This window comes from Burkholderia sp. B10 (assembly GCF_004368385.1).
GTDB classification, from domain to species: Bacteria; Pseudomonadota; Gammaproteobacteria; order Burkholderiales; family Burkholderiaceae; genus Burkholderia; species Burkholderia vietnamiensis.
The window spans coordinates 170,329-196,505 of the sequence record NZ_PQMX01000003.1; the positions used below are offsets into that span (position 1 = coordinate 170,329).

General features: G+C 69.5%; 29 protein-coding genes. 18 read left to right on the forward strand and 11 right to left on the reverse strand.

From position 1 onward, the window contains the following. The first annotated feature begins 295 nt into the window (after positions 1–295). Entirely contained in the window at positions 296–1,663 is a 1,368-nt protein-coding gene (locus C3Y15_RS02820) for a sigma-54 dependent transcriptional regulator (RefSeq protein ID WP_124259739.1), read from the forward strand. 17 nt (positions 1,664–1,680) lie between these two features. On the opposite strand, the gene C3Y15_RS02825 is transcribed toward C3Y15_RS02820, so the two are convergent. Continuing rightward, the gene (locus C3Y15_RS02825; protein WP_059460757.1) at positions 1,681–2,598 is read right to left on the reverse strand and encodes a glycosyltransferase; all 918 of its coding nucleotides are present in this window, start codon (positions 2,596–2,598) and stop codon (positions 1,681–1,683) included. After that, a complete protein-coding gene (locus C3Y15_RS02830) occupies positions 2,577–3,284 on the reverse strand; it encodes a PIG-L family deacetylase (protein ID WP_059460756.1) in 708 nt (235 codons plus the stop codon). Before C3Y15_RS02830 ends, C3Y15_RS02825 begins: the two co-directional genes overlap by 22 nt. A gap of 137 nt (positions 3,285–3,421) precedes the next feature. On the opposite strand from C3Y15_RS02830, the gene C3Y15_RS02835 reads away from it, so the two are divergent. After that, entirely contained in the window at positions 3,422–5,722 is a 2,301-nt protein-coding gene (locus tag C3Y15_RS02835; protein WP_124259740.1) for an ATP-binding protein, read from the forward strand. A 32-nt stretch (positions 5,723–5,754) separates the two neighbouring features. Here the strand turns inward: C3Y15_RS02835 and C3Y15_RS02840 are convergent, their stop codons facing one another. Then, positions 5,755–6,801 (reverse strand): UDP-glucuronic acid decarboxylase family protein, encoded by a 1,047-nt coding sequence (locus C3Y15_RS02840; RefSeq protein WP_124259744.1) that lies wholly within the window; start codon positions 6,799–6,801, stop codon positions 5,755–5,757. Then, a complete protein-coding gene (locus C3Y15_RS02845) occupies positions 6,801–8,114 on the reverse strand; it encodes a glycosyltransferase family 1 protein (protein ID WP_059459655.1) in 1,314 nt (437 codons plus the stop codon). The genes C3Y15_RS02840 and C3Y15_RS02845 overlap by 1 nt, the downstream gene beginning before the upstream one ends. A gap of 242 nt (positions 8,115–8,356) precedes the next feature. Here C3Y15_RS02845 and C3Y15_RS02850 point away from each other — a divergent pair, with 242 nt between their 5' ends. From C3Y15_RS02850 to C3Y15_RS02890, 9 genes are all read left to right on the forward strand, one after another. Continuing rightward, a complete protein-coding gene (locus C3Y15_RS02850; protein WP_124259741.1) occupies positions 8,357–8,761 on the forward strand; it encodes a BON domain-containing protein in 405 nt (134 codons plus the stop codon). A 25-nt stretch (positions 8,762–8,786) separates the two neighbouring features. After that, positions 8,787–9,815: an SDR family oxidoreductase gene (locus C3Y15_RS02855; RefSeq protein ID WP_059550140.1), complete on the forward strand. Its 1,029-nt coding sequence runs from the start codon at positions 8,787–8,789 to the stop codon at positions 9,813–9,815. A gap of 38 nt (positions 9,816–9,853) precedes the next feature. Continuing rightward, positions 9,854–10,153, forward strand: a complete 300-nt coding sequence (locus C3Y15_RS02860; RefSeq protein ID WP_014725677.1) for a DUF2795 domain-containing protein — start codon at positions 9,854–9,856, stop codon at positions 10,151–10,153. 64 nt (positions 10,154–10,217) lie between these two features. Further along, a complete protein-coding gene (locus C3Y15_RS02865; RefSeq protein ID WP_059460752.1) occupies positions 10,218–10,784 on the forward strand; it encodes a hypothetical protein in 567 nt (188 codons plus the stop codon). Between the two features lie 136 nt (positions 10,785–10,920). Beyond that, positions 10,921–11,778, forward strand: a complete 858-nt coding sequence (locus C3Y15_RS02870; protein ID WP_046428962.1) for an SDR family oxidoreductase — start codon at positions 10,921–10,923, stop codon at positions 11,776–11,778. Positions 11,779–11,805: 27 nt separating this feature from the next. Further along, on the forward strand, positions 11,806–12,417 hold the full coding sequence (locus tag C3Y15_RS02875; RefSeq protein WP_059460751.1) for a DUF4142 domain-containing protein: 612 nt from the start codon (positions 11,806–11,808) through the stop codon (positions 12,415–12,417). 59 nt (positions 12,418–12,476) lie between these two features. Then, positions 12,477–13,088: a DUF892 family protein gene (locus tag C3Y15_RS02880; protein WP_011879861.1), complete on the forward strand. Its 612-nt coding sequence runs from the start codon at positions 12,477–12,479 to the stop codon at positions 13,086–13,088. Between the two features lie 439 nt (positions 13,089–13,527). Further along, positions 13,528–13,869 (forward strand): helix-turn-helix transcriptional regulator, encoded by a 342-nt coding sequence (locus tag C3Y15_RS02885; RefSeq protein ID WP_059460785.1) that lies wholly within the window; start codon positions 13,528–13,530, stop codon positions 13,867–13,869. Then, positions 13,869–15,218: a type II toxin-antitoxin system HipA family toxin gene (locus C3Y15_RS02890; RefSeq protein ID WP_059460749.1), complete on the forward strand. Its 1,350-nt coding sequence runs from the start codon at positions 13,869–13,871 to the stop codon at positions 15,216–15,218. The genes C3Y15_RS02885 and C3Y15_RS02890 overlap by 1 nt, the downstream gene beginning before the upstream one ends. 98 nt (positions 15,219–15,316) lie before the next feature. Here C3Y15_RS02890 and C3Y15_RS02895 read toward each other — a convergent pair whose 3' ends face one another. Beyond that, on the reverse strand, positions 15,317–16,654 hold the full coding sequence (locus tag C3Y15_RS02895; RefSeq protein WP_046428967.1) for an Nramp family divalent metal transporter: 1,338 nt from the start codon (positions 16,652–16,654) through the stop codon (positions 15,317–15,319). After that, the gene (locus C3Y15_RS02900; RefSeq protein ID WP_059623323.1) at positions 16,651–17,370 is read right to left on the reverse strand and encodes a UdgX family uracil-DNA binding protein; all 720 of its coding nucleotides are present in this window, start codon (positions 17,368–17,370) and stop codon (positions 16,651–16,653) included. Before C3Y15_RS02900 ends, C3Y15_RS02895 begins: the two co-directional genes overlap by 4 nt. 214 nt (positions 17,371–17,584) lie before the next feature. Between C3Y15_RS02900 and C3Y15_RS02905 the strand changes: the two genes are divergently transcribed. The 3 genes from C3Y15_RS02905 to dctA all read left to right on the forward strand — a co-directional run bounded on the left by C3Y15_RS02905 (position 17,585) and on the right by dctA (position 20,517). Beyond that, positions 17,585–18,034, forward strand: coding sequence for a response regulator (locus tag C3Y15_RS02905; RefSeq protein WP_059456176.1), 450 nt, complete (start codon positions 17,585–17,587; stop codon positions 18,032–18,034). Between the two features lie 196 nt (positions 18,035–18,230). Further along, positions 18,231–19,154, forward strand: coding sequence for a LysR family transcriptional regulator (locus C3Y15_RS02910; RefSeq protein ID WP_124259742.1), 924 nt, complete (start codon positions 18,231–18,233; stop codon positions 19,152–19,154). A gap of 70 nt (positions 19,155–19,224) precedes the next feature. After that, positions 19,225–20,517: a C4-dicarboxylate transporter DctA gene (gene dctA / locus C3Y15_RS02915; protein WP_080938797.1), complete on the forward strand. Its 1,293-nt coding sequence runs from the start codon at positions 19,225–19,227 to the stop codon at positions 20,515–20,517. Positions 20,518–20,590: 73 nt separating this feature from the next. Here dctA and C3Y15_RS02920 read toward each other — a convergent pair whose 3' ends face one another. The 5 genes from C3Y15_RS02920 to C3Y15_RS02940 form a co-directional block, all read right to left on the reverse strand. Continuing rightward, a complete protein-coding gene (locus C3Y15_RS02920) occupies positions 20,591–21,373 on the reverse strand; it encodes a substrate-binding domain-containing protein (protein WP_011879868.1) in 783 nt (260 codons plus the stop codon). Positions 21,374–21,437: 64 nt separating this feature from the next. After that, entirely contained in the window at positions 21,438–22,733 is a 1,296-nt protein-coding gene (locus C3Y15_RS02925) for an MFS transporter (RefSeq protein WP_011879869.1), read from the reverse strand. A gap of 226 nt (positions 22,734–22,959) precedes the next feature. After that, a complete protein-coding gene (locus tag C3Y15_RS02930) occupies positions 22,960–23,442 on the reverse strand; it encodes a PRC-barrel domain-containing protein (RefSeq protein WP_011879870.1) in 483 nt (160 codons plus the stop codon). A gap of 86 nt (positions 23,443–23,528) precedes the next feature. Further along, positions 23,529–23,960, reverse strand: a complete 432-nt coding sequence (locus C3Y15_RS02935) for a CBS domain-containing protein (RefSeq protein ID WP_011879871.1) — start codon at positions 23,958–23,960, stop codon at positions 23,529–23,531. Between the two features lie 82 nt (positions 23,961–24,042). Then, positions 24,043–24,297 carry a hypothetical protein gene (locus C3Y15_RS02940; RefSeq protein WP_011879872.1) on the reverse strand — a complete coding sequence of 85 codons (255 nt, stop codon included), beginning with the start codon at positions 24,295–24,297 and terminating at the stop codon, positions 24,043–24,045. 168 nt (positions 24,298–24,465) lie between these two features. On the opposite strand from C3Y15_RS02940, the gene C3Y15_RS02945 reads away from it, so the two are divergent. The 4 genes from C3Y15_RS02945 (at position 24,466) to C3Y15_RS02960 (ending at position 25,931) form a co-directional block, all read left to right on the forward strand. Then, on the forward strand, positions 24,466–24,768 hold the full coding sequence (locus C3Y15_RS02945; protein WP_059459646.1) for a hypothetical protein: 303 nt from the start codon (positions 24,466–24,468) through the stop codon (positions 24,766–24,768). 234 nt (positions 24,769–25,002) lie between these two features. Then, entirely contained in the window at positions 25,003–25,260 is a 258-nt protein-coding gene (locus C3Y15_RS02950) for a hypothetical protein (protein WP_081055259.1), read from the forward strand. After that, positions 25,257–25,568 carry a hypothetical protein gene (locus C3Y15_RS02955; RefSeq protein ID WP_124259743.1) on the forward strand — a complete coding sequence of 104 codons (312 nt, stop codon included), beginning with the start codon at positions 25,257–25,259 and terminating at the stop codon, positions 25,566–25,568. The genes C3Y15_RS02950 and C3Y15_RS02955 overlap by 4 nt, the downstream gene beginning before the upstream one ends. Before the next feature lie 51 nt (positions 25,569–25,619). Further along, a complete protein-coding gene (locus C3Y15_RS02960) occupies positions 25,620–25,931 on the forward strand; it encodes a hypothetical protein (protein ID WP_011879875.1) in 312 nt (103 codons plus the stop codon). Positions 25,932–26,177 lie beyond the last annotated feature (246 nt).

Below are 26,177 nucleotides of genomic sequence, written 5' to 3' on the forward strand. Positions count from 1 at the left end.
GAAAAAGTGACATGGTGTACGTCGCTTTTTATGGGTCAAGGATACCGTTTATGACGCACTCGATAGATTGAATATTGCAATGCGAGTTTCGCAAACAGATAGATTTATTCGATGATCGCCGAATGCGCGACACGCTTCTTCTATACTGCTAAGCACTCGTTTGTCATGGCGGACAAACTCCCATTTATTCGCATGCAATGCGGGTCGCATCGCCGAGTGCCCGGCGTTGCACTCGCAGCGCACGCCCGCCGCGGTTCCGGTCGAATTTCTACCGGCCGCCTCACCAGGAGCTTCGATGCCTTATGTGCTGATCGTCGAAGACGATGCCGATACGCGCGCGATGCTCGCGGCGCTCGCGCAGGCGCAGCAGCTCACCTGCGACACGGCCGCGACGCTGGAAGAAGCGCGCACGCTCGTCTCGACGCATACCCCCGATCTCGTGCTGTGCGATCTCGTGCTGCCCGACGGCAACGGGATGGATCTGTTCGATGCATTGCCCAAGCGCGGGCATTGCGAAATCGTGCTGACCACCGGTCACGCGAGCCTCGAAACCGCGATCGACGCATTGCGTCGCGGCGCGACCGACTACCTCGTGAAGCCGCTCAACATGCAGCGGCTGAACAGCATCTTCGCGCGCGTGCCGCGCACCACTGCGCTGCACGAGGAGATCGCCGAACTGCGTTCGGAGTTGCAGCGCCTCGGCCGCTTCGGCCGCATGCTCGGCAGCTCGCCGGCGATGCAGGCCGTCTACGATGCGATCGGCCGCGTCGCGCGCACCGAAGCGTCGGTGCTGCTCACCGGCGAGTCGGGCACCGGCAAGGAGCTGGCCGCGCAGACGGTCCACGATCTGAGCCTGCGCCGCCGCGGCCCGTTCCTCGCGGTGAACTGCGGCGCGATCGCCGCGAATCTCGTCGAAAGCGAAATGTTCGGCCACGACCGCGGCAGCTTCACCGGCGCGGAGCGGCAACACAAGGGCTTCTTCGAGCGCGCCGACGGCGGCACGCTGTTCCTCGACGAAATCACCGAGATGCCGCTCGAATCGCAGGTCAAGCTGTTGCGCGTGCTGGAGACGGGCCGCGTCACGCGGCTCGGCTCGACGCGCGAGATCGACGTCGACGTGCGCATCGTCGCGGCCACCAACCGCGACCCGGAAGCCGCGATGGCCGACGGCAAGCTGCGGCCCGACCTCTATCACCGGATCAACGTGTTTCCGATTCCGCTGCCGTCGCTGCGCGAGCGCGGCGACGACATTTCGATGCTCGCCGATGCGTTCCTGCAGCGCTACAACGAGGAAAGCGGACGGAACCTGCGCTTCGCGCCGGCCGCACGCGAGGCGTTGAAGTCTTACGCATGGCCCGGCAACGTGCGCGAGCTGCGCAACTTCGTGCAGCGCGCGAGCATCTTCAGCGATGCGGACGTGATCGAAACCCTGCCGCCGCCGATCATGGAAGAGCTGTCGAACATGGTCGACTCGCAGGACGACCGCGTGACCGTGCCGTTCGGCACGCCGCTCGAGGAGGTCGACCGCAAGCTGATCCTCGGCACCATCGCGCAGTGCGGCGGTGTGAAGGCGCAGGCGGCCGAAGTGCTCGACGTCAGCCTGAAGACGATCTACAACCGGCTCGCGCAACTCGAAGGCGAGGTGGAGAAGCCGGACTCCTGATGCAACCGCCGGCGCACTCATGCACGTGCGCGCTGCCGCGCGTCGTCGTCGAGGCGGCGCCGCATGCGTTCGACGTGCGGCGGGATCGCACGCCGTTCGCGCAGGATCCACGGCAGGCCGGCAAGCGCGGGCAGGATCCCGCGCTCGCGGCGCAGCCGCGGCAGCATGCGCACGGTATGCGCGAACGCGGCGCCGGCCGGCCATCTGAGCCATGCGGTCCACACGTCGTTGCGGGTCGATACGCTGCGCCGCGCGCGCGCGTCGCGCTGCGTCGAAGGGTAATGATGAACCGTCAACTGCGGCGCATAGACGAGCCATGCGCCCGCGCGATACAGGTCGAGCGCGAGCAGTGCTTCCTCGCCGCCGAGAAAGTAGCGCGGGTGATAGCCGCCCGCGCGCAGATACGCATCGCGCCGGAATGCCGTCGCGCCGGCCAGCAACCCGAGGATCGGCCGCCCCGGCAGCGCGACGCTCGCGTCGAGCGGGCTATCGGCCATCAGTTTGCACGTCGGGTCCTCGCGTTCTTCCGCGCCCACCAGCACGCGCGCGGTGACGGCCGCGACGTGCGGATACGCGTCGAGCAGGTCTGCTGCCTCGGCAATCGAGCCGGGCGCCCACCACGTATCGTCGTCGCAGAACGCGACGTGGCGCGTGCGCGCGACGGCCACGCCGAGGTTGCGCCCGGACGCGCCCACGTTGCCGGGCGCATGCACGAGCGTCACGTGCGCGAAGCGCTCGCGCACGAGTGCGGCGGTCGCGTCGTCCGAACCGTTGTCGACCACGACGATCGCCGGACGGTCGGGCAGCGCGGTGAGGCGCGCCAGCGTGCGCGCGAGTTCGTCCGCGCGCCGGTAGGTGAGCACCACCGCGGTCACGCGCGGCTCGCGCGGCGCGAGCGCTGTGCGTGCGGGCGTTATCCGGACGTGCTGTCGCATTCGAGTTGCCAGTATGTTTCCGGTTCACGGAGGTCGGCGCGCATATGAGGCTCGAACAGCGCAATCTGGCTCTGGTATGCGTCGACCGCAGCGGCCTTCGCTGCCGCGCCGTCGCTGCGGTTGCCGGCCGGCGCGGCGACAGGGCGCGCGAACCAGCCGCGCTCGCGCCATTCGGACACGCGCTTCGACATCAGCCCGTCGATGCGCCGATACGGCGCGTCCTCGTAGAAGCGCCATGTACGCGACGTGTCGCCCGCCGCATGCAAGTCGTGCAGCACCGACAGCGCGGCCTGCTGCACCTGCAGATGATCGCGATGGAACAAGCCGGCCGGCGCGAGCACGCCGTAGCCCGGATGGGCGTCGAGCGTGTCGGTCAGCCGTGCGGCGATCTCGGCGGTTGCGGCCGGCGCGCCGTACTGATCGTCGAAGAAATCCAGCCACACCGGCCGCGCGTCGAGCAGCGCGAGCGCGCGGCGGTCCTCGTCGCGCCGCGCGCGCACCGCTTCGTCGGCGCTGCGAAACCCCGCGCGCCGATCCCACGGCGGCGCGGCCGTATCGCGTGCGGGGATGCCGGCGAACACGGTCACGACGACAGAGCCGGGCGCCTGCGCGATCGCCTGCCCGCAACTGAAGACGGCGTCGTCCAGATGCGGCGAGATGACGAGCCAACGTGTCGGAGCGGTCATGTACTCGGAACCTCCGTGATGATGGACATGAACGGCCGGGCGTGCGACGCCCGCCGGCGAGCATGCGCCAGCATCCCGCGTGCCCGTCCGTATTCACGCGCGCCGTGGCGGCCGGCAGCGCGGCAGGAGCGACCCCGATGATCGATATTGCAAGGACGCAGGCCGGAAATTACGCGACGGCCGTGATGCTGGTTGCGGTCGCAACGGTGTTGCAGGCGCTCGCGATCCGCTTCGGCGGCGTGAACCTGCCGCTGGTGCTGTACTACCCGATGCTGGCCGGCGCCGCGTGGGCGACCTCGTTCGTGTTCGGCATCGTATCGACCGCGGCGAGCGGGCTGCTGGTGTGGACGCTGTTCCTGTCCGATGCCGGCGCGTATACCGGGACGCAGCCGGAGCGGCTGGTGCGGCTCGGCGCCTTCATGCTGATCGGCGTGCTGGTGTGCGCGGTCGCGGCGATGCTGCGCGATACGCGGCTCACCAACGACCGAGCACGCCGCCGCGAAGCCGCGGCGCGCGAGCGGCTCGAGGCGATCCTCGACGCGCTCCCGCACGGCGTGATCGCGGCCGACACGCAAGGCCGCGTGACCTACCTCAATGCGGCGGCGGCCGAGCTGACCGGCTGCTCCTCGGGCGCCGCGCTGCAAGAGCCCGTGCGCGACGTCGTGCGCTTGTTCGATCGCGACGAGCGGCTCGTGCCGACCACCGCGCTCGACCGCGCGCTGGCCGGCGTCTCCGCGCAGTCCGATCAACACTGGCTGCAGCGTCTAGGCGGTAGCGCGCCGGTGCCGATCGCCGAGATCGCGCGTCCGCTTGCCGATGCGCACGGCAACGTCGACGGCGCCGTGCTGGTGCTGCGCGATGCGCTCGCGCAGCGTGCAGCCGCCGAAACGTCGCGGCTGCAACTCGCGGTGGTCGATGCGTCGCCCGATGCGATCGTCGGGATCGACGCGCAGGGCCGCATCGTCAGCTGGAACGGCGCGGCGCAGCGGATCTTCGGCTACGACGAAGCCCACGCGCACGGACGCGCGCTCGACACGCTGGTCGCGCAGCGCTGGCTGCGGCGCTACCCGCTCACCGTATCGTTCGAGACGCTGCGCGAGCCGATCGGCCCGCTCGAAGTGCTGTGCGTGCGCCGCGACGGCCGGCGCTTTCGCGCGTCGGTGTCCGCGTGCCCCGTGCGCGGCGATGCGCGCAACTGCGTCGCGCTGTCGCTGACGCTGCGCGAGACGCGCGTGCAGCGCCGCCGCGATCTGCGGACGCAGCGCTCGCTGCAGGGCGCGCGCACCGCGCGCGAGCGGGCCGATACGTCGAACCGCCTGAAGGACGAACTGCTCGCCACCGTGTCGCACGAGCTGCGCACGCCGCTGAACGTGATCTACGGCTGGGTCGAGGTGCTGCGCAGCGCCGGCGACGACGCGCTGCAGCAGCAGGCGATCGACGCGATCGATCGCAGCGCGCATTCGCTCACGCGCATGGTGGGCGACATCCTCGACGCGTCGTCGCTCGCGACCGGCAAGCTGCGGATCGACGCGATGCCGGTCGACGTCGTGCGGCTGTTCGCCGACGCGACGAGCGCGTTCCAGACCGCCGCGTCGGCGGCCGGCATCGCACTCGAGTTCGATTGCACGGCGACCGCATGCGTGGTGTCGGGCGACGCGGAGCGGCTGCGCCAGATGCTGTCGAACCTCGTGTCGAACGCGCTGAAGTTCACGCCGGCCGGCGGCGCCGTGACCGTCACGCTCACGCATGACGCCGCGCACGCCGTGCTCGCGGTCGGCGACACCGGGCAGGGCATCGCGAGCGAGTTCATCCCGTACGTGTTCGACATGTTCCGGCGCGCGGACGGTTCGCCCGCGTCGCCGCGGCGCGGCCTCGGGCTCGGCCTGTCGATCGTGCGCCATATCGCCGAACTGCACGGCGGCGAGGTCCGCGTCGACAGCGCGGGCCGCAACCGCGGCGCGACCTTCACCGTCACGCTGCCGGCCGGCTGGCAGCCGATCGGCGCGATGGCGTGGGGCGTCACACAGGTTCTGCGCGATGCGCCGGCGCTCGACACGCAGCGCATCCTGATCGTCGACGACGACGCGACCACGCGCGACAGCCTCGCCGCCGCGCTGACGACGCTCGGCGCCGTCGTCGCCATCGCCGTGTCGGGCCGCGCCGCGCTCGACGCCGTCGCGACGCTGCAGCCGACCGTCGTGCTGTCCGACCTCGCGATGCCGGACGGCGACGGCTTCTGGCTGATCGACGCGCTGCGCCGGCGTGGCGCGGGCGGCGTCGATACGTCCCATCCGCGCGTGCTCGCGGTGACGGCGCATGCGGGCCTCGGCGACGAGCGCCGCGCGCTCGATGCAGGCTTCGACGGCTATCTGTGCAAGCCCGTCGACGTGCGCGACCTCGCGCACGCCATCGCACACGTCACGCAGCAAGACCGCTGACGCGCGGTCGCCGCCGCATCGCTGCGCACCGCTCACGCCGGGGTGGCCGGCCGGTTCTGCGTACTGATCTGCGCGAGCAGGTGCGACGCGATCTGCGTGCTGCGCACCAGCTCGCCCGGCGCGTGGTGCGCGGCCTGCCGATGGATGAAGTAGCGCGCCGTGTGCGCGAGCCCGGTGGCGAGCGGCGTCGTCGCGCGCCAGCCGAGGCGCCGCCGCGCCGCTTCGAGATCGGGGCGGCGCTGGCGCGGATCGTCGGACGGCAACGGGCAGAACTCGATGTCCACGTCCGTGCCGACGACGCGCACCACTTCGCGCGCGATGCCGAGCATCGCGATTTCGTCGTCGCTGCCGAGATTCACCGGTTCGCACGCATCGCCCGGCTCGTCCATCAGCCGCACCAGCGCGTCGATCAGATCGTCGACGTAGCAGAACGAGCGCGTCTGCGTGCCGTCGCCGTACACGGTCAACGGCTTGCCGGCCAGCGCCTGGGTGAGGAAGTTCGACACGACGCGGCCGTCGGCCGGATGCATGCGCGGCCCGTACGTGTTGAAGATCCGTGCGATCCGCACGTCGACGCCGTACTGCCGGTGATAGTCCATGAACAGCGTTTCCGCGCAGCGCTTGCCTTCGTCGTAGCACGCGCGCACGCCGATCGGGTTCACGCGCCCGCAGTAGCGCTCGTCCTGCGGATGCACGTCGGGGTCGCCGTACACCTCGCTCGTCGACGCCTGCAGGATGCGCGCCTTCACGCGCTTCGCGAGGCCGAGCAGATTGATCGCGCCATGCACGCTGGTCTTGGTGGTCTGCACCGGGTCGCGCTGATAGTGCACCGGCGACGCCGGGCACGCGAGGTTGTAGATCTCGTCGACTTCCACGTACAGCGGAAACGTCACGTCGTGACGCATCAGCTCGAAATTTGGCGCATCGAGCAGGTGCGCGATGTTGTCCTTCGCGCCCGTGTAGAAGTTGTCGACGCACAGCACGTCGTGCCCGGCCGTCACCAGGCGCTCGCACAGATGCGAACCGAGAAAGCCCGCGCCGCCGGTAACGAGTACGCGTTTGCGATCGTAGCCCTTCATCATGCATTCTCCTTGCGGTGCGCGAGTACGCCCGGCGTGGTGGAAACCGGCGTGCGGCGGGTCGCGGCGGTGCCGGCGCGCTGCGGATACGCGACGTCGCGGTAGACGTCGACGAGGCGGTCGGCCACGCCGCGCCACGTGTAGAAGCGATGCGCGCGCAGGTAGCCGGCGCGGCCCAGCGCCGCGCACAGATCCGGTTGCGCGCGCAACTGCAGGAGCCGCGCGGCGAGCGCGGCCGGGTCGCGCGGCGGCACCAGATAGCCGGTGACGCCGTCGTCCACCGTCGTGCGGATGCCGCCGACGTCGCTGCCGATCACCGCCGCCGCGCACGCCATCGCCTCGACCGGCGTAATGCCGAACGGCTCGTACCACGGCGTCGTCACGAACACGTCGGCCGCGCTGTAGTACAGGTGCAGCGCCTCGCGGTCGCGCCGGCCGACGAAGGTCACGCGATCGGCGATACCGTTGTCGTGCGCGAGCGCCATGAGTCGCGCGAGTTCCGGGTCGCGCGCCGGATCGGGCGTGGCCTGGCTGCCGCCGACGATGTAGAGATGGGTCGGCCGCTGCGGATCGCGCGGCATCCGCGCGAGCGCGTCGATCACGTTGTCGATGCCCTTGCGCGGCACCAGACGCCCGAGCTGCAACACGACGAACGCGTCCTGCTGCCAGCCGAGCTGGGTGCGCGCGTCGGCGCGCGGCACCGGTCGAAACTCCTGCGCATCGAACCCGCACGGCACGATCTCGATGCGCGCCGCGTCCGCACGGTAGTGCGTCGTCAGGTCGAGCGCGTCCTGCGGGCATTCGGCGATCAGGCGGTCGGAGCGGCGCGCGAGCGTGTCCTCGATCTTGAAGCGCGCGTCGGGAAAGCCGTCGGCCGCGCCCTGATGCAGCCGGCGCACGCGGCCGAGCGCGTGGAAGGTCGTGACGAGCGGAATGCCGAGGCGCTTCTTCACGCGCAGGCCGGCTTCGCCCGACATGAAGAAATTCGCGTGCATCACGTCGACGGGGTCGGGCTCGCGCCGCATGCGCGCGATCATGTAATCGGCGAACGCCCCCATGTACGGCAGCAGCCGCTCCTTCGGCACATCGGTCGGCGGACCGGCCGGCACGTGGATCACGCGCATGCGCGGGCCGATCTGCACGACCTCCGGCAGGTGCGCATTGTCGCAACGCGTGTAGACGTCGACGTCGAGGCCGCGTTCGGCCAACTGCTTCGCGACGTTGGCGACGTAGATGTTCTGGCCGCCCGCATCGACGCCGCCGATGACGCCCAGCGGCGACGCATGTTCACTGATCAACGCGATTCTTTGCATGGTGATGCTCCCGAGGTCGGGGCCGCGCCGGTGGGCCCCGTTGCATCCCTGTCCGGCAATCGGCATGCCCGCCGCTTTGCGGGGGAAGCGGCCCGCATCGGCGCCGAAAAAATTACAACGGCTTGGATGAAAGGGCGTCTGATCGGCGCGCCGCGCGCGCGAGCCGCGCCGTGCGCGCGGCACGCGACTTGCGACATCGGCATACCAGCCGGCAAGGCCGGCGCTCACGAAAGGAGGTCACGATGAAGGTATTTCCGCTGCAAGCCGGCGCGCCGCGAGCGCGCCGTCGTGCGGGCACGCGTCTCGGCATGGCGATCGCCGTCGCCGCTGCCGCCGCCTGCACCGTCGTCGCGCCGAGCGCGTTCGCCGCCGGCGACGACGCCGCTTCGTCGTCCGCGTCGTCGTCGTCCCATTCGAGCACCGGGACGAAGATTCACGACGCGACCATCACCACCAAGGCGAAGGCCGAACTGGTCGGCACGAGCGGCCTGTCGGCCGCCGACATCCACGTGAAGACGCGCCGCGGCGTCGTGATGCTGACCGGCAGCGTGCCGGACGAGCAGCAGCGCGGGCAGGCGGCCGACGTCGTCAGGAAGATCGACGGCGTGCGCGACGTGCGCAACCAGTTGACCATCCGCCCGAAGTGATCGGCGCGACGGAACAGGAGGTGTTATGAAGTGCACGCTCAAACCCGTCGGCGAGCAGACGATCGTGATCACGGGCGCGACGAGCGGCATCGGCCTCGTCACCGCGCGCAAGGCGGCACGCCGCGGCGCGAAGCTCGTGCTGTTCGCGCGCAACGGCGACGCGCTCAATACGCTGTGCGACGAGATCCGCCAGCACGGCGGCCTTGCGGTGCCGGTCGCGGGCGACGTCGCGAATCTCGAGGATCTGCAGCGCGCCGCCGCGCAGGCCGTCGATACCTACGGCGGCTTCGACACGTGGATCAACAACGCCGGCGTCTCGATCTTCGGCACCGCGGCCGCGGTGCCGCTCGAGGATCAGCGGCGGCTGTTCGACACGAACTACTGGGGCGTCGTGCACGGCTCGCTCGTCGCGTCGGACCATTTCCGGCGCAAGGGCGATTTTCATGGCGGCGCGATCATCAACCTCGGCAGCGAGGCGTCCGACGCGCCGCTGCCGCTGCAGAGCGCGTATGTCGCGTCGAAGCACGCGGTGAAGGGCTTCACCGATTCGCTGCGGCTCGAGCTCGAGTCGGACCGCTTGCCGGTATCCGTCACGCTGATCAAGCCGGCCGCGATGGACACGATGTTCGTGATGCACGCGAAAAATTACATGAACGTCGAGGCGAAGCTGCCGCCGCCGATCTACGACCCCGAGCTGGTGGCCGACGCGATCCTGTTCGCGGCCGCGCATCCGCGCCGCACGCTGTTCGTCGGCGGCGCCGCGAAGCTGGCCTCGGCGGGCGCGTATCACGCGCCGCGCCTGTTCGATCGCCTCGCGGCCACGTTGTTCTCGCGCGGCCAGCGCACCGTGCGCCCGGCACGCCCGCGCGACGACAACGCGCTGTACGAGTCGCGCCACGCGCTGCACGAGCGCGAAGGAATGGAAGGTCCGGTGCTGCGCGGCTGCGCATACAACGCCGTGGTGCAGCGTCCGAAGGTCGCGGGCGCCGTCGCGCTGGGCGCGGCCGCGCTGATGGTCGCGGCGCTCGCGCGTGCGCGGCGCACGCCCGCGTAATCGATCTGGAGTGTGTTTTTCTTTCGAAGGAGGTTTCCATGTCATCCCGACAACACACCGGCCACGAATACAGCCACTCGCGCGCGCACGAAGGCGAGCGCACGCAGCAGGACCACGACAAGGGCGGCCATCAGACCGGCCACGGCAAGGCGCCGAGCCCGGTCGACGTGCAGAAGGCGCTGAAGGGCATGGACTACCCGGCGAGCAAGGCCGACGTCGTCCAGTGCGCGGAGCGCTCGCATGCGGACCAGCAGGTGCTGGAGATGCTGCGGCAGATCCCCGATCGCGAGTACACCACGCCGGCATCGGTGTCGAAGGAACTCGGGCGGCTGATGTGAGCGCCGCCGTCGGCCGTGCGCGCCGGCGCGCGCACGGCGCGTTACCGTCACGAGGAGCACGAGCATGGCGATGATCGTCGCAGGCCGCTTCACGACGTTCGATGAAGCGGAAGGTGGGGCGCGCCACCTCTACGAGCGCGCGTTCGGACCGGACGACGTGTCCATCTTCTTTCTGAACCCGGGCGGACAGCACGCGCGCTATCCGATCGGCGGCGACGTGTATGCCGATACGGCCGCGAAGCCCGGCGGCCGCGGCGCGATGGTCGGCGCGCTGCGCGGCATGCTGATCGGCGTGATCGTCGGCCTGATCGCTTACGCGATCGGTCTGCGCTACTGGTTCGTGCCGGTCGCCGGTGCGCTGGCCGGCGCGTATCTCGGCGCGTTCGGCGGCGCGCTCGGACGGATGCGCGGCGAGCAGGCCGAGGGCAAGGGCACGCTCGAGCAGACCGAGAGCGGCGTGATCCTCGCCGCGCGCGTGACGGCCGCCACCGCGGCGGCGGCCGAAGACGTGCTGCGTGCGACCGGCGCGCAGGCGATCGAGTGCGTCGAAGGCGAATGGCAGGACGGCGAGTGGCGCGACTTCGACCCGGTGCGCCGGCCCGACGGCACGACGCAGGACGCCGCGCACTGACCATGCCGTTTCTGCACGCGCTTGCAATCCAGGGACGCGCTGCGCGCGCACGGCCGCGAGCGGCCGTGCGGCACGAGCGGCGGCCTGCGGCATGCGGCTTGCGTCGTGCTCTCCACCCACGATCAAGGAGGCATACATGACCCAGGCACACACCCCGCCGCCCCAGAAGCAGACGCAGCAGCCGGGCAGCGAGCGGGACATGCAGCCGAAGCCGCGCGACGAGGCGGCCGATTACGTCGGCAGCGGCAAGCTGGCCGGCAAGGTCGCGCTCGTCACCGGCGGCGACAGCGGGATCGGCCGCGCGGTGGCGATCGGTTTCGCGAAGGAAGGCGCGGACGTCGCGATCGTCTATCTGAACGAGTCGGACGACGCCGCGCACACGAAGCGGCTCATCGAACAGGCCGGCCGGCGTTGCGAGGCGATCGCGTGCGACATCGGCGACCGGCAACAGGCGCGCGACGCGGTCGCGCGCACCGTGGAGCGGCTCGGCCGGCTCGACGTGCTGGTGAACAACGCGGGCGAGCAGCATCCGCAGCCCGGCATCGAGGACGTGACCGAGGAGCAGCTCGAGCGCACCTTCCGCACCAACGTGTACGGAATGATCTTCTGCACGCAGGCGGCGTTGCAGCACATGAAGGGCGGCGGCCGCATCGTCAACACGGCGTCGGTCACCGCGTACCACGGTAGCCCGAAACTGCCCGACTACTCGGCGACCAAGGGCGCGATCGTCGCGTTCACGCGCTCGCTGTCGATCGAGCTGGCCGAGCGCGACATCCGCGTGAACGCCGTGGCGCCGGGGCCGATCTGGACGCCGCTGATCCCGTCGACCTTCAGCGCCGAGCAGGTGTCGAAGTTCGGCTCGAACGTGCCGCTCAAGCGGCCGGGCCAGCCCGACGAACTGATCGACTGCTACGTCCTGCTCGCCTCGGAAGGCGCGAGCTACATGACGGGACAGACCTTGCATCCGAACGGCGGCTCGATCGTCGGCGGCTGACCGGTTCCCCACACAAGGAGAAAGCGCATGAAACGACCCAACTGGACGACCGCGGCGCTCGCTGCGGGCGCGCTCGCGGTAGCGGGGCTCGCGCACGCACAGATGCCGAGCGAGCCGCCCGCGTCGAATTCGCACGTGCCGGGCGGCGTGATCAATCCGTCGTCGGGCGCGGGTGCCGGCGACGCGGGCATGGCGAAGGCGCCCCAGGGCGCCGATGCGGAATTCGTCGACAAGGCCGCGATCGGCGGCAAGGCGGAAGTGCAGGCGAGCCAGCTGGCGCTGAAGCAGTCGAAGTCGGCCGACGTGCGCGCGTTCGCGAAGCGCATGGTGGCCGACCACAGCAAGGCGAATGCGCAGCTGAACCAGATCGCCGCGCGCAAGGGCATCAAGCCGCAGGTCGAGCAGGTGACCGACCCGGACGTCGAGGCGCTGCGCGGCAAGCAAGGCAAGGACTTCGACACCGCTTATGTCGGGGCGGCCGGCCCGGAAGCGCACCGCAAGACGATCGCGCTGTTCGAAACGGAGGCCCGCGACGGCAAGGACGCGCAACTGCGCGCGTTCGCGCAAGCCACGCTGCCGAAGCTCAAGCATCACCTGAGCATGGCGGAAGCGCTGCAGCGCAAGGTGGGCGCGCAGTAACGCGCGTCCGGTTCAACCCCGGGCCGCGCGTGCGGCCCGCATTTTTCGGAGAAGCAGTCATGGCCCAACGGCAATCGAAGCACGAAGGCATCCTCGAACTGCTCTGTCAGGCATACGAGACCGAGCTTGGCGGCGCGCAGATCTACGAGGCCGCGCTCCAGTGCGCAACCGACCCGGACCTGCACAAGGAATGGGAGAAATATCATCGCGAGACCCTGCATCACCAGGAAGTGCTGCGCAAGGTGTTCGAAACGCTCGGCCTCGATCCCGACGCGCAGTCGCCCGGCCGTGCCGCTGTCGCGGCCACCGGCAAGTCGCTGGTGCAGGTGATCCAGCAGGCGAAGAAGCAGGCCGATCCGGCCGTCGCGCAGGTCGTCGCGGCCGAGTGCGTGGTGCTCGCCGAGACGAAGGACCATCTGAACTGGGAGCTGATCGGCTATGCGGCCGACCAGCTGCGCGACAGCGACGCAGCGCGTGCGCTGAAGGCCGCGCACGACGAAGTCGAAGCCGACGAGGATCATCATCTCTATCACACCCGCGGGTGGGCGCGCGAGATGTGGATCGAGTCGATGGGCTTCAAGGCCGTGCTGCCGCCGCCGGAGGAAGTGAAGAAGGTCGAGTCGGCGGCCGATGCGGCGCGCGCCGAACGTTCGCGCGGGAAGATGATGTAAGCGGGGCGGCTCGCGATCGGGCCGTGCCGCTCGCGCGGCCGGCCCGAGGCGACCGTGACCGAGAAGCGCACGAATCCGCAGGCAGGAACCGCGGCCACTTCCCGAGCGACGTGGCCGCCAGCAGCAAACCAAAGGGGCCGATCAGGGGCGGCAGCGTCTCCTTGCAAGCCTCGGTGACTTCGGCGCTGTAGCCCGCTGCAATGGCGGGTTTGATTTCCGGCTGGTTAAAACTCCCGTTTTTCAAGAAGGCGTCCAGGCTCGTCAGGAGCGGCGCACGGGCATTCGCGGCTGCTGTGCCTCTGAGCGCTTCGATGCTCGTAAAATCGAGCATTATCCCGATAGTGCTCGATTTTACGAGCACGGACTTGCTTTTCCGCGAACATTGACTATGATGCTCGTATTATCGAGCATACGAGCCATAAGGCTCGATTTATCGAGCATGAAGGTCAATCAAGAGATGGCTGCCAGCCCGGCCGTGCTTGCCGAGACGAAGCACCTGGGGCAACTGCTCTCCCGTCTCCGTATAGCGAGAGGGGTCCAACAGAGCGAGGCAGCCACGCGAGCTGGTCTGTCGCGCAATACCGCCTACCGCATCGAAAAGGGCGACCCCGGCGTGGCGATCGGTCAGGTGGTCCGGTATCTGGAAGCGTTTGCTCCCGGCCTGCGCCTGCATGACTTGCTCTCCGAGACGGATCCGGCGCTCAAGTCTCTCGATGCCCGCACCCGTCGACAACGCGTTAGCGTTCTGTCGGAGAAGGAACTCAAGGAGCTGGACTTCTAATGGCAGTAACGATCAGGAAGCTCGCGGTATTCGCGTACCTCGATGACGACTGGGCGCCTGCCGGCGTGGTCACGATGACCGAGGACGGCGCCGAACTCCAGGCGTCGACATTTGCGTACGGCCTGCGTTATCTCGAACGGCCGAACGCAATCGACGTCGACCCGGTCGCGCTCAGCCTCAAGAAGAAAGCGGAGCTGCGCGGGAAGATGCTCTTTCCAGGCGCGGGGCTGACGCAATTCGGCGGCATCCGGGATGCGTCGCCCGACTCGTGGGGGCGGCGCGTGATCGAGGCGAAGCTGAAGGTGAAGGCGAACAGCCTGCCGGAGTCGACGTACCTGCTTCACGCGGGTAGCCAGCGAATCGGTGCATTGGACGTCCGGGGGAGCTTGGAGACGCCGCCCGATCAACATCGTGGAGGCGGGCTGCACGCTCTCGAGTATCTTCTCGAGTCCGCGGAGAGGATCGACGCGGGGCTCGATGTGCCGGCCGATCTCGAGGCCATCTTCATCCAAGGTTCCGGCTTGGGTGGCGCCCGCCCGAAGGCGACGGTGACGGACGAGGACGGCGTGCTATGGCTGGCGAAATTCCCGACCAGAACGGACCGGATGAGCATGACGGACATCGAGGAAGCCACGCTCCGTTTGGCCGAGCGTTGCGGCATCCGGGTCCCGCCGACCCGCATCGTCGACGTTGGCTCTCGTCGGGTGATGCTGATCCGCCGATTCGACCGGTACTGGAGCCAGCCCGCCTTCGACGTCACGCCCGGGGACGATGCGTTGTATCTGCCGGCCATTGCCGGCGCGACGGAACGGCGAGTTCCGTTTGCGAGCGCGTTGACTCTCGTCGGCTGCTCGGAGATGGATTCGATCGGCAAGAGCTATCAGGACGTCGCTGAAGCGATCCGTAAGCACGTCCACATCGACTACGTCAGGGCAGACAACCGCGAGCTCTTCAAAAGGATGGTGTTCAACATTTTCGTCAGCAACGATGATGACCACCTGCGCAATCACGGGTTCATCCGGGACCCTCGTATTGGGGGCTGGCGCCTCAGCCCACTCTATGACGTCCTGCCGCGACCGAGCAGTGCCTACGAGCGCAACTTGCATCTCGGTGTCGGCCCGCAGGGCAGGGCTGCCACGCTTGATAATGCCTTCGCGGCGCGGGATGCGTTCAGCATTTCGCGCGCCGATGCCGCGCTGGCCATCATGGAGGTCTGGAGAGAGGTCCGCGAGTGGAAGGTGTGCTTCGAAGAGCGGGGAGTGCCGGAGAAGGAAATCGGAAACGTGGCTTCGGCGTTTCGCCACATCGATCACGTGACATCGATTGAACTTCGCAGGGAATTGTCGTGACGGCCATGCCGTCATCCTTCGCCCCACGACGAAGAGCACTTGCGAACACAAGACGACGCCATCCGCCGCCCCCAGTTGCAAACAGCAATGGCCGCCGCTCACGCCAGCATATCCACCACCATCACCACCACCGACGCCGCCATCAGCGCGACGGCAAGCCACCCCAGCACCCTCGATGCGACGCCGCTGCCCGGCTGGCCGGCCGCCCCGCGCCGCTGGGCGAGCAGCATCACGAGCACCAGCATCGGCACCGCGGCGATGCCGTTGAGCACCGCGCTCCAGTACAGCGCCTTGATCGGATTGACCGGGCCGAAGCAGATCGCGATGCCGACCAGCACGCACAGCGCGAGCACGCCGTAGAACGCCGGCGCGCGATGCACCGGCTCGTTGAGGCCCTCGCGGAACTGCCATGCCTCCGCGCAGCCGTAAGCCGCGCTGCCGGCGAATGCCGGAATCGCCAGCAGCCCGCAGCCCACGATGCCGAACGCGAACACGACGAACGCCGCTTCGCCCGCGATCGGCCGCAGCGCTTCGGCGGCCTGCGCCGTCGACCCGATGTCGTGCCGTCCATGCGTGAAGAACACCGCCGCGCCGATCACCATGATGCAGAACGACACCGCGTTCGTGACGATCATCCCGGTCCACGTGTCGAACGTGATGCGCCGCTCGGTGTCGCGACGGGTCGCGGGCGCGCTGGCGGTGTCGCCATCGCCGTTGCGCCGCTCGGCCTGGGTTTCCTCCACTTCGAGCGCGGCCTGCCACACGAACAGATACGGGCTGAGCGTCGTGCCGAGCACCGCGACCGCGGTGGTCGCGTAGTCGTGCGTGAACGCGATGTGCGGCAGCACCAGCGTATGCAGCAGATTGCGCCAGTCGACGTGCACGAAGCCGAGTTCCAGCACGTACGCGAGCAGGCCGAGCGTCATCCATTTGAGCCAGCGCGCATAGCGCTCGTACGACATCAGGACCTGCAGCGCGAGCGACGCGATCCCGTACAAGGCCGCGTACCAGTAGCTGCGCCCGCCGGCGACGAGCGCGGTCGCGTCGCCCATCGCGGCGAGATCGGCGCCGACGTTCACGACGTTGACGATCACGACCATCACGATCAGCGTTTTCGCGAGACGGTCGGAGAAGTGCTCGCGGATGCCGGCCACCAGCCCCTTGCGGTTGCTGCGCCCGACGAACGCGGCCGCGAGCTGCACGACGACCATCATCGGCAGCGTGACGACGATCATCCACAGCATGTTGAAACCGAACTGGCTGCCGGCCTGCGCGTACACCGCGACGTTGCTCGGATCGGCGTCGGACGCGCCCGCGAGCAGGCCGGGGCCGAGCCGCCGATACCACGGCTTCGCGGCCGGCGCGGACGCGGGTGCGGACGCGGATGTCGAGGTGGGCGCGGCGTGCGTTGCGTCGTCGTCGCGCAGGTCGCTCATTCGGCGTCTCCGCGCGTGCCGTGCGCCGTGCCGGCGTCGCGCGCGAGTCGCGCTGCGGTGCGCAGCGCGTCGACCAGCGTGCGGTACGCGCGCTCGCGCGAATCGGCGCCGCGCGTGCGCAGCACGTAGGACGGGTGATACGTCGCGACGACGAGGCGGCCGTCCGGCGAATGCAACGGCTGGCGCGCGCGTTCGAGCGTCGCGTCGTTGTCCTGCAGCACCGCGCGCAGCGCCGTCGCGCCGAGCGCGACGATCACGCGCGGCGCGAGCGTCTCGAGTTCGCGTTCGAGCCAGTAGCGGCACGCGGCGACCTCCCGCTGCGCCGGCGTCTTGTGCAGCCGACGCTTGCCGCGCGGTTCCCACTTGAAGTGCTTGACCGCGTTGGTCACGTACACGCGGGCGCGATCGATCCCGGCTTCGTCGAGCGCACGGTCGAGCATGCGGCCCGCCGCGCCGACGAACGGCACGCCGGTCCGGTCTTCCTGATCGCCCGGCTGCTCGCCGACCAGCATGATTCGCGCGTCGGCGGGGCCGGCGCCCGGCACCGGCTGCGTCGCGTGCTCCCACAGCCCGCAGCGGCGGCACGCGTCGAGCGTGGCCGGCGCGGCGTCATCGGCGTCGCCGCCGTGCGCGTCGGCCGCGTCGGGCGTCGGCCGCTGCGACGGCTTGGCGTGCTGCGCCGCATGCGTCGGGTGTCGGGACGTGCGTTCAGTCATGCGGCGCCTCCCACGCAGCCCGACGCGTCGGCGTGCGCCGCGCGGCATGCGTCGCGCCCTGCGGGCGGCTTGCTGGGTTGGCGGCTCGGCAGTGCGCGCATCGAGGGGCTCCGTATCGACGATATCGCATCGATGCAGCAACCGGCATGCCGGGCACGTTCAATATGGGCGCGCAGTTTGCGCGGGGGCCGTATCCGCTGAATGGAGACACCCGATGCATACCCCCCGCGTCAACGATCCGGCGGCCGACGACGTGCTGCTGTGGCGTTCACCCGACAGCGTCCCGCCGCGCCCGCGCCGGGTGCTGGTGGTCGACGACTACCGCGACGCGGCCGATGCGCTGCAACTGCTGCTGGAGGCGCGCGGTTTCGAATGCCGCGTCGCCGACGATCCGTTCGCCGTCTGCGCGCTCGCGCGCGACTGGCAGCCGTTCGCGATCGTGCTGGACATCGCGATGCCGGGCCTCGACGGCCTGCAGCTCGCGACGCGGCTGCGCGCCGACCCGCGCACCGCCGATATGCTGCTCGTCGCCTGCAGCGCGCACGCGTCGCAGCGCGATCGCGAGCGTGCGCGCGAAGCAGGCTTCGACGCGCACTGCGCGAAGCCGCTCACGCCGCACCGGCTGCTCGCCTACCTGGAATCGGCGAGCGGCGGACGGCGCTGACGCGCGCGGCGCGGGACGTTACACGACGCTTGTAAAACGGTGCCGGGCGGCGCGGCGGCGGGCTCGCGCGCATGATCGATTGGGCGATCGTTCGCGCGGACGCACGGCCGCGCTCGCGCGCCGGTATCTTCCCGGCTGGGTCTGTCCGGGCGAATCATGCACAATACCGGGCATTCGAGAACCGGAGACCAGGCCCGTGGGAATCAATTTCGATTTGACCGACTTGCAGGCGTTTCGCGCGGTGGTGGAGCTGGGGAGCTTCCGTAAGGCCGCCGAATCGATCAGCATTTCGCAGCCCGCGTTGAGCCGCCGCATCGAGAAGCTGGAGGACGCGCTCGGCGTGCGGCTGTTCGAGCGCACCACGCGCAGCGTCACGCTGACCACCGTCGGCCGCGTGTTCGCGCCGAGCGCCGAGCAACTGCTCGACGATCTCGACGTCGCGCTGCTCGGCATCCGCGACGTGTCGTCGAGCCGCCTCGGCCATGTGACGATCGCCTGCGTGCCGTCGGTCGCCTACTACTTCCTGCCGAACGTGATCGCCAGCTACCATCGCCGCTTTCCGCGCATTCGCGTCAAGCTGCTGGATGCGAGCGCGAACGAGGTGCTGAGCGCCGTCATCAGCGGCGAGGCCGATTTCGGTGTGAGCTTCATGGGCAGCCAGGAGCCTGAAGTCGAATTCCGGCTGCTGCTGCAGGAGCGCTTCGTCGCCGCGTGCCGGCGCGATCATCCGCTCGCGGGCAAGAAGCGCGTGACGTGGAACGAGCTCTATGCGTACGACTACGTGTCGGTCGACAAGACCTCCGGCAACCGTCTGCTGCGAGATCAGGCGCTGACCGCCGTCGCGCCGCGCGCGGCGAGCGTGTGCGAAACCCGTCACGTGACGACCATGCTCGGCTTGATCGAAGCGGGGCTCGGCGTGGCGGCGGTGCCGTCGATGGCGATGCCGGGGCGCGACCATCCGGTGCTCACGAGCGTGCCGCTCGTCGAGCCGGTGGTCAAACGCCGCGTGGGGATCGTGAAGCGGCGCGGGCGCACGCTGACGCCGGCCGCCGAAGCGTTTCACCGCGCGGTGCTCGATGCGCGGCGCGGCGCCGCGGCCGGCAGCGAGGCGGCGGCATGATGCGCGCATCCGCTGCCGTTCCCGCATACGCATCCGCAACCACAGCAGCAACGGCGGAGCGCGCCGCATCGTGACGACCGCAACACCGCTTCGTTCGTTGTACGTGCAGGTCCTGCTCGCCATGGCGCTCGGCGTGAGCGTCGGCCACTTCTGGCCGCACGCGGGCGCGCTGCTCAAGCCGCTCAGCGATGCCTTCGTCGGGCTCGTGCGGATGATGATCGCGCCGATCGTGTTTTGCACGATCGTGTCGGGCATCACGTCGCTGGCGAACGGCCGGGCGATCGGCCGCACGATCGTGCGCGCGCTCGCGCTGTTCTATCTGCTGACCGCGGCCGCGCTCGCGTTCGGGCTCGTCGCCGCGTTCGTGCTGCGCCCCGGCGCGGGCATGCACGTCGACGTGCATCACCTCGATCCGAACATCCTCGCGCCATACGCACGGCAGGCGCCGCCGCGCGGCCTGGTGGCGTTCGCGCTCGACGTGATCCCCGAGACGATGCTCGGCGCGTTCCGCAACGGCGACGTGCTGCCGGTGCTGCTGCTGTCGCTGCTGTTCGGCTTCGCGCTGAATGCGCATCCGCAGGCGGGGCGGCCCGTGCTGGCGCTGATCGACGGCGTCGCGCAGGTCGTGTTCCGCGTGCTCGCGATGATCATGCGGCTCGCGCCGCTCGGCGCGTTCGGCGCGATGGCGTTCACGGTCGGGCGCTTCGGCATCGGCTCGGTCGGCTCGCTGGCGTGGCTGATCGTGTCGTTCTACGTCGCCTGCGTGCTGTTCGTCGCGCTGGTGCTCGCGCCGCTCGCGCGGCTGCACGGCTTCTCGCTGTGGCGGCTGTTGCGCTACATCCGCGAGGAGTTGCTGATCGTGCTCGCGACGTCGTCCACCGAGCCCGTGTTGCCGCGGTTGATCGTCAAGCTCGAGGCGCTCGGGTGCGACAAGGGCGTGGTCGGGCTCGTGCTGCCGGCCGGCTATTCGTTCAACCTGGACGGCACCGCGATCTATCTGACGCTCGCCGCGCTGTTCATCGCGCAGGCGTGCGACGTGCCGCTGTCCGCGCCGCAGATCGCCGCGCTGCTGGCGGTGATGCTCGTCACGTCGAAGGGCGCGGCCGGCGTGTCGGGCAGCGGGCTCGTGGCGCTCGTCGCGACGCTCGTCGTGATGCCCGACCTGCCGGTCGCCGGCGTCGCGCTGCTGGTCGGCATCGACCGGTTCATGTCCGAGGCGCGCGCGTTGACGAGCGTGATCAGCAACGCCTGCGCGGTGATCTTGGTGGCGTCGTGGGAAGGCGCATGCGACCGTGCGCGCCTCGTGCGGGTGCTGAGCGGCGCCGGGACGGCCGGCGCGGACGAGGCCGAAGCCGGCGCGTAGTGCGGCGGGAAGGCGGGGAAGGCGGGGGAGAGCGGCGGAAGCGCGGCGTCGTGTCCGCGCCCGCCGCACGTGCTCAATGCGCGGACACCGAATCCAGCCCGGTCGACTTCACTTGCGGCTGTACGTCGGGCGACGCGAGGTAGTCGAGCAGCGCCTTCGCTTCGGCCGGATGTTGCGCGCCGACCGGGATGCCGGCGGCGAAGCGCGTGACGGACTGCAGCGCTTCCGGAATCTTGCCGACGTAGGTCACGCCCTTGACGGGCAGCAGCTCGCTGACCTGCTGGAAGCCGATTTCGTAGTCGCCGTTCGCGACGACCGAGGCGACCGGAATCCGCGGAATCATCTTCGCCTTCGATTTGACCTGGTCCTCGATGCCGAGCTTCTTGAACAGCTCGCGCTCGATGTAGACGCCGCTCGCGCTGTCCGAGTACGCGATCGATTTGGCATGCAGCAGCACCTGCTTGAGGCCGTCGGCCGTGCCGATGTCGGGGGTCGGCGCGCCGGCGCGCACCACCATGCCGATGCGCGAATCGGCCAGCTCGACGCGCGAGCCGGCGATCACCTTGCCTTGCCGGATCAGGTCGTCGAGCGCGTAGCCGACCATGATCACCGCGTCGGCCGGCTCGCCGCGCGCGAGCCGGTTCGGAATCGCCTCGGCCGACTTGCCCATCGACGGGCCGAGCGCGGTATCGAGCGTGTTGCCGGTGTGCGCTTCGAACTGCGGGCCGAGCAGCTTGTAGGCGGCCGTGAAGCCGCCCGAGCTCATCACGTGCAGCTCGGCCGCCTGCACGGTCGTGGCGAGCGCGGCGGCGGCGACGAGCGCGCTCGCGCAGAGGGTGTGGAACAGTTTTTTCATGGTCGTGTCGTTCGTCGTGGTCGAGCGGTGTCGGGGCAGCGATGCGGCTGCGGAATTCAGTGCGTCAGTGCGCGGGCGTGAGCGTCGCCGGCTGGCGGCGATACAGAGCGAAGGTCGCGAGCAGCGCGCACACCGCGGCGAGGCTCATCCAGTAGCCGGGCGCGGCCTTGTCGCCCGTCATGTGGATGAGCGCGGTCGAGATCGCCGGCGTGAAGCCGCCGAACACGGCGGTGGCGAGGCTGTAGGCGAGCGAGAAGCCCGCGACGCGCACTTCGACCGGCATCACTTCCGTCAGCGCGACGACCATCGCGCCGTTGTAGATCCCGTACATGAACGACAGCCACAGCAGCACGAGCAGCATGTTGATGAACGACGGCGCGTGAGCGAGCAGCGACAGCGCCGGATACGCGGTGGCGATCGCGAGCAGCGTCATGCCGACGAGCAGCGGGCGGCGGCCGATGCGGTCCGACAGCGCGCCGCCGATCGGCAGCCACACGAAGTTCGACACGCCGACGCACAGCGTCACGAGCAGGCTGTCGGCGGTGCTCAGGTGCAGCACCGTCTTGCCGAAGGTCGGCGCGTAGACGGTGATCAGGTAGAAGCTCGTGGTGGTCATCGCGACCAGCATCATCCCGGCGATCACGACGCCCCAGTTGCGCGCGAGCGTCGCGAACACTTCCTTCATGCTCGGGCGATGGCGGCGCGCGGTGAACTCCTGCGTTTCCTGGAGATTGCGACGCAGCATGAAGATGAACGGGACGATCATGCAGCCGACGAAGAACGGCACGCGCCAGCCCCATGCGGCGATGGCCGACGTGCTGAGCCAGTGATTCAGCGCGAAGCCGAGCGCGGCCGCGACGACGATCGCGACCTGCTGGCTGGCCGACTGCCAGCTCGTGTAGAAGCCCTTGCGGCCGGGCGTGGCCAGTTCGGCGAGATAGACCGACACGCCGCCCAGCTCGGCCCCGGCCGAGAAGCCCTGCAGCAGCCGCCCGGCCAGCACCAGCACCGGAGCCAGCATGCCGATCGTCGCGTAACCCGGTACGAACGCGATCAGGATCGTGCCGCTCGCCATGATCGCCAGCGTGACGATCAGGCCCTTGCGGCGGCCGACGTCGTCGATGTACGCGCCGAGCACGATCGCGCCGAGCGGACGCATCAGGAATCCGGCGCCGAACACGGCGAAGGTCATCATCAGCGACGCGAATTCGCTCGCGGCCGGAAAGAACACCGCGGCGATCTGCGTCGCGTAGAAGCCGAACAGGAAGAAGTCGAATTGCTCGAGGAAGTTGCCGGCCGTCACGCGGAATACCGCGGCGGCCTTCGAGCGTCCGGTCGAAGGGCTGGACGAGGGATGCATCAGGGTGTCTCCAGGAAAGCGGGAAAGGCGCGGGGCGCGATCGATTGTTGTTTCGCCAATGTTCGCCCGGAGACGGCAAAACGAGAAGTGCGATTTTTGCAGCGATTGATGTTGTTTCGTTATCAATCGGCGCGCGGGCCGACGACGACACCAGGACGAAAAAAAGCCCCGCATTCTGCGGGGCAGGTCGGCTCAACTGCCGCCGAATCCGGATGACGCGTCAGTTTCAGTGATGGCCGCGGGTGCGCGGGTCGGTCAGATCCTCGGTCGGGTCGGTCAGCCCGAGTTCGTCGCTGGCGCTCCAGTACGGCGTGCTGCCGTAGTATTCGTGCAGCGGCTCGGCCCATTGCGGGTCGGCCATCGCCGGCCAGTGATCCTTGTCGAAGCCCGGCGCGTTCTTGATCCGCTCGGACGACACCGACAGCAGGAAGCACTTGCGTTCGGTGTCGAGCGTCAGCGCGCTCCACGGAATCGCGAGCAGCTTGTCGCCGATGCCGAGCAGGCCGCCGCTCGACAGCACGGCATACGCCACGCGGCCCGAGCGCACGTCGAGCATGATGTCCTTGATCTTGCCGACGTCGTCGCCGTCGGTCGTGTAGACCTTGTTGCCTTCCAGCGTGTCGGCGGCCATCACGTCGGGACCGGGGCCGGCTGCGGTCGCCGCGCCCTTGCCGATGATGCGGGCTTGTCCTTGGTCGGTAGTCTGCATGGTTGTCCTCCTGGCTGTGTAGGCGCGACCGTGCCCGGAATGGGCCCTGCGGGTCGCGCGGGTGGTTGGGCGGGGCGCGCGCCCCGTCACGTCTGCTTCGGTTGCGACACGCCTTCCAGCGTGTTGGCTACTTCGTCGCGCGCCGGGCTGGCCGTGCGCGTCGCGATGTCCGCGAGCGACAGCATGCCGACCAGCCGCTTGTCGTGGTCGACGACCGGCAGCCGGCGCAGCTGCGCGTCGGCCATGTAGTGCTGGATCTCGTCGAGCGAATCGTCGACGAAACACCATTCGATCGGGCCTGACGCGACTTCGTGCACGCGCGTTTCCGGCGGCTTGCCCGCCGAGATCGCGCGCACGGCGAGATCGCGGTCGGTGACCATCCCGATCAGCCGGTTGTTGTCGCACACCGGCAGCGCGCCGATGTCGTAGCGCTCCATCAGTTGCGCGGCATGACGGATCGAGTCGGTCGGCGCGATGCGCACGACGTCCTGCGACATGATTTCGTTGACGCGATGCATTGAGGTCCTCCTCGCGAGTTGGGAGCCGGGCCATGCGCTGCCGCAAGCGGCGTGCCGCGGCGTGCGCGTGGCCCGGCGAGGGTCATTCGTCGCGGCGCTTGGCCGGGTCTTGCCAGGGGCCGTCGTCATGCGTGCCCGGGGGCGTATCGGGGTCGATGCGCGTGACGCCGCCGGTCGCGGGCGGGTCGCTCGCCGGGAACGTGTCCTCGAGCTGCTTGTCGATGTGGCGCTCCGAGTGGCCCGTCCTGGTCTGATCCTGGTCCTTCAGCGGCGGCTGCGGGTCGGGATGCCGCTCCTGTTCCGGCGTATCGATGCCGGCTCGGGTCGAATCGCTCATGGCGTGGCTCCGTATCGTTGGCGGTGACGTGCCGATGGCGCAACCGGCGTGCCTGCAACGCGCGGCGGCACACGATTTGCCGTCTGCGTGGCGGAGGACCACGCGCGGCGCCACGCGCCGCACGCACACATGCATATGCAATCCACACGCAATCGAGCGGGAGGCACGATGACCATTCCAAAACGACGACCCGGAGTGCGCTACGAAGTGAACGTATGCGGCGGCGGCTTCGAGTCGGTGAAGAGCCACTTCAGCGCATGGAAACGGGAGCCGCTGATTTACCGGCCCGAGCGGCGGATGTTCGAGGGCAAGGCCGACGTGCGGCCGCTCGACGAGACCTTCGGCTCGACCGAACCGGCGCGGTTCGCGCTGCAGACCGCGTGCGAGCCGGCCGACGCGTATGCGCTCGCCGCGCGGGTCCGCGACGACGGCCGCGAGCTGTGGCTCGTGATGGCGGCGTACGAGAGCTAGCGCGATGCCGTTGAAAGAATTGCAGCGCGCGGTGTAGGGAAGACATGGAATGCGACCGCGCCGCGGTGCGCGGCGGCGGGCGGCCCGTCAGGCCGCGCCTGTCGCGGCGGCATAGCGCTTGCGGGCTGTTGTGGGCCTTAGCGGGCCTGATGGTCGCGCGGTCGCGCGACATCGCGCGCCGCCATGTGGAGATCGGCGCCGCTTGCGCCGACACGACGCGATGAACGACTGCCTATGAACCCGATCCTTATCCGAGAGCTGCATCGCCCCGAGCCGCCGCTGCCGGACGTCGAGCCGGAGCCCGAGCCGCCCGCGCCGACCGAGGTGCCGCCCGGCGTGCCGGAACCGTACCAGGATCCCGAGGGCGATCCGCCCGGGCACCCGCCGCCCGAGCGCGAGCCGCCGACCCGCGAGCCGCCGATCCGGGCGCGGCGGGCGCGATGTGAGCGGCGGGCGGCGAAATCCACAACGTTGATGGAGGTCCCACGATGAATATCCGCGTGAAACCCGGCATGTTGCGCGACGTTGCCGAGACGCTCGGCCGTCATTTCGACGCACGCGAGATGCCGTTTCATGTCGAGGAGCGGCCGGCCGGCGCGCTGCATATCGGCTTTCGCGTCGACGGCCATCCGGCGTCGCTGACCGTCACGTTCGATGCCGACGCGTTCACCGCGCTGGAACACGCCGGCGTCGAGCGGCAGCGCGGCGCGCTCACGCGCGTCGCCGCCGAATTCGACACGATGATGGCGCGCCGCGCGCCTACCGCGTATGCGGGCGATTTCCACTTCAACCGGCTCTGAGCGGGGCCGTTCAGGCCGGCTCGGTGCCGGCGACTTGTCACGGAGGATTCGATGAAACCGATCCAGACGATACGCGTGGGCGCCGTTGCGTTTGCCGCCGCGTGCGCGCTGGGCGCATGCATGCAACCGCGGCCGAACGACGCCGCCCACGCTGCGCCGCCGGCGCCTCCGGGCGCGCACGGTCCGCAGCCGACCACGACGATGCCGGACGCGAACACGCGCTACGACACGCGGCCGTCGCCGCACAACACGCTGCCGGCCGGTGCGGCGGGTGGCGAGCCGGCCGACGTGCCGCCGCCCGGACCGAACGGCGCAGAGGGCGATGCGCCGCTGCCGGGCACGCCGCCGCCGATGCAGTACTGAGGCGAGCGGTTGGTGCTGCGGGGTGGGAGCGTGCGGGACGTAGGAGGCACGCGCGCCGCATGAGACGCACGACGCATGAGGCGCACGACGCACGACGCACGCGCGGCACCTGCCACCCGGCACCCGGTACATGCCACCCGGCACCCGGCACCCGGCACACGGCACACGGCACACGGCACACGGCACACGGCACACGGCACACGGCACACGGCACACGGCACACGGCACACGGCACACGGCACACGG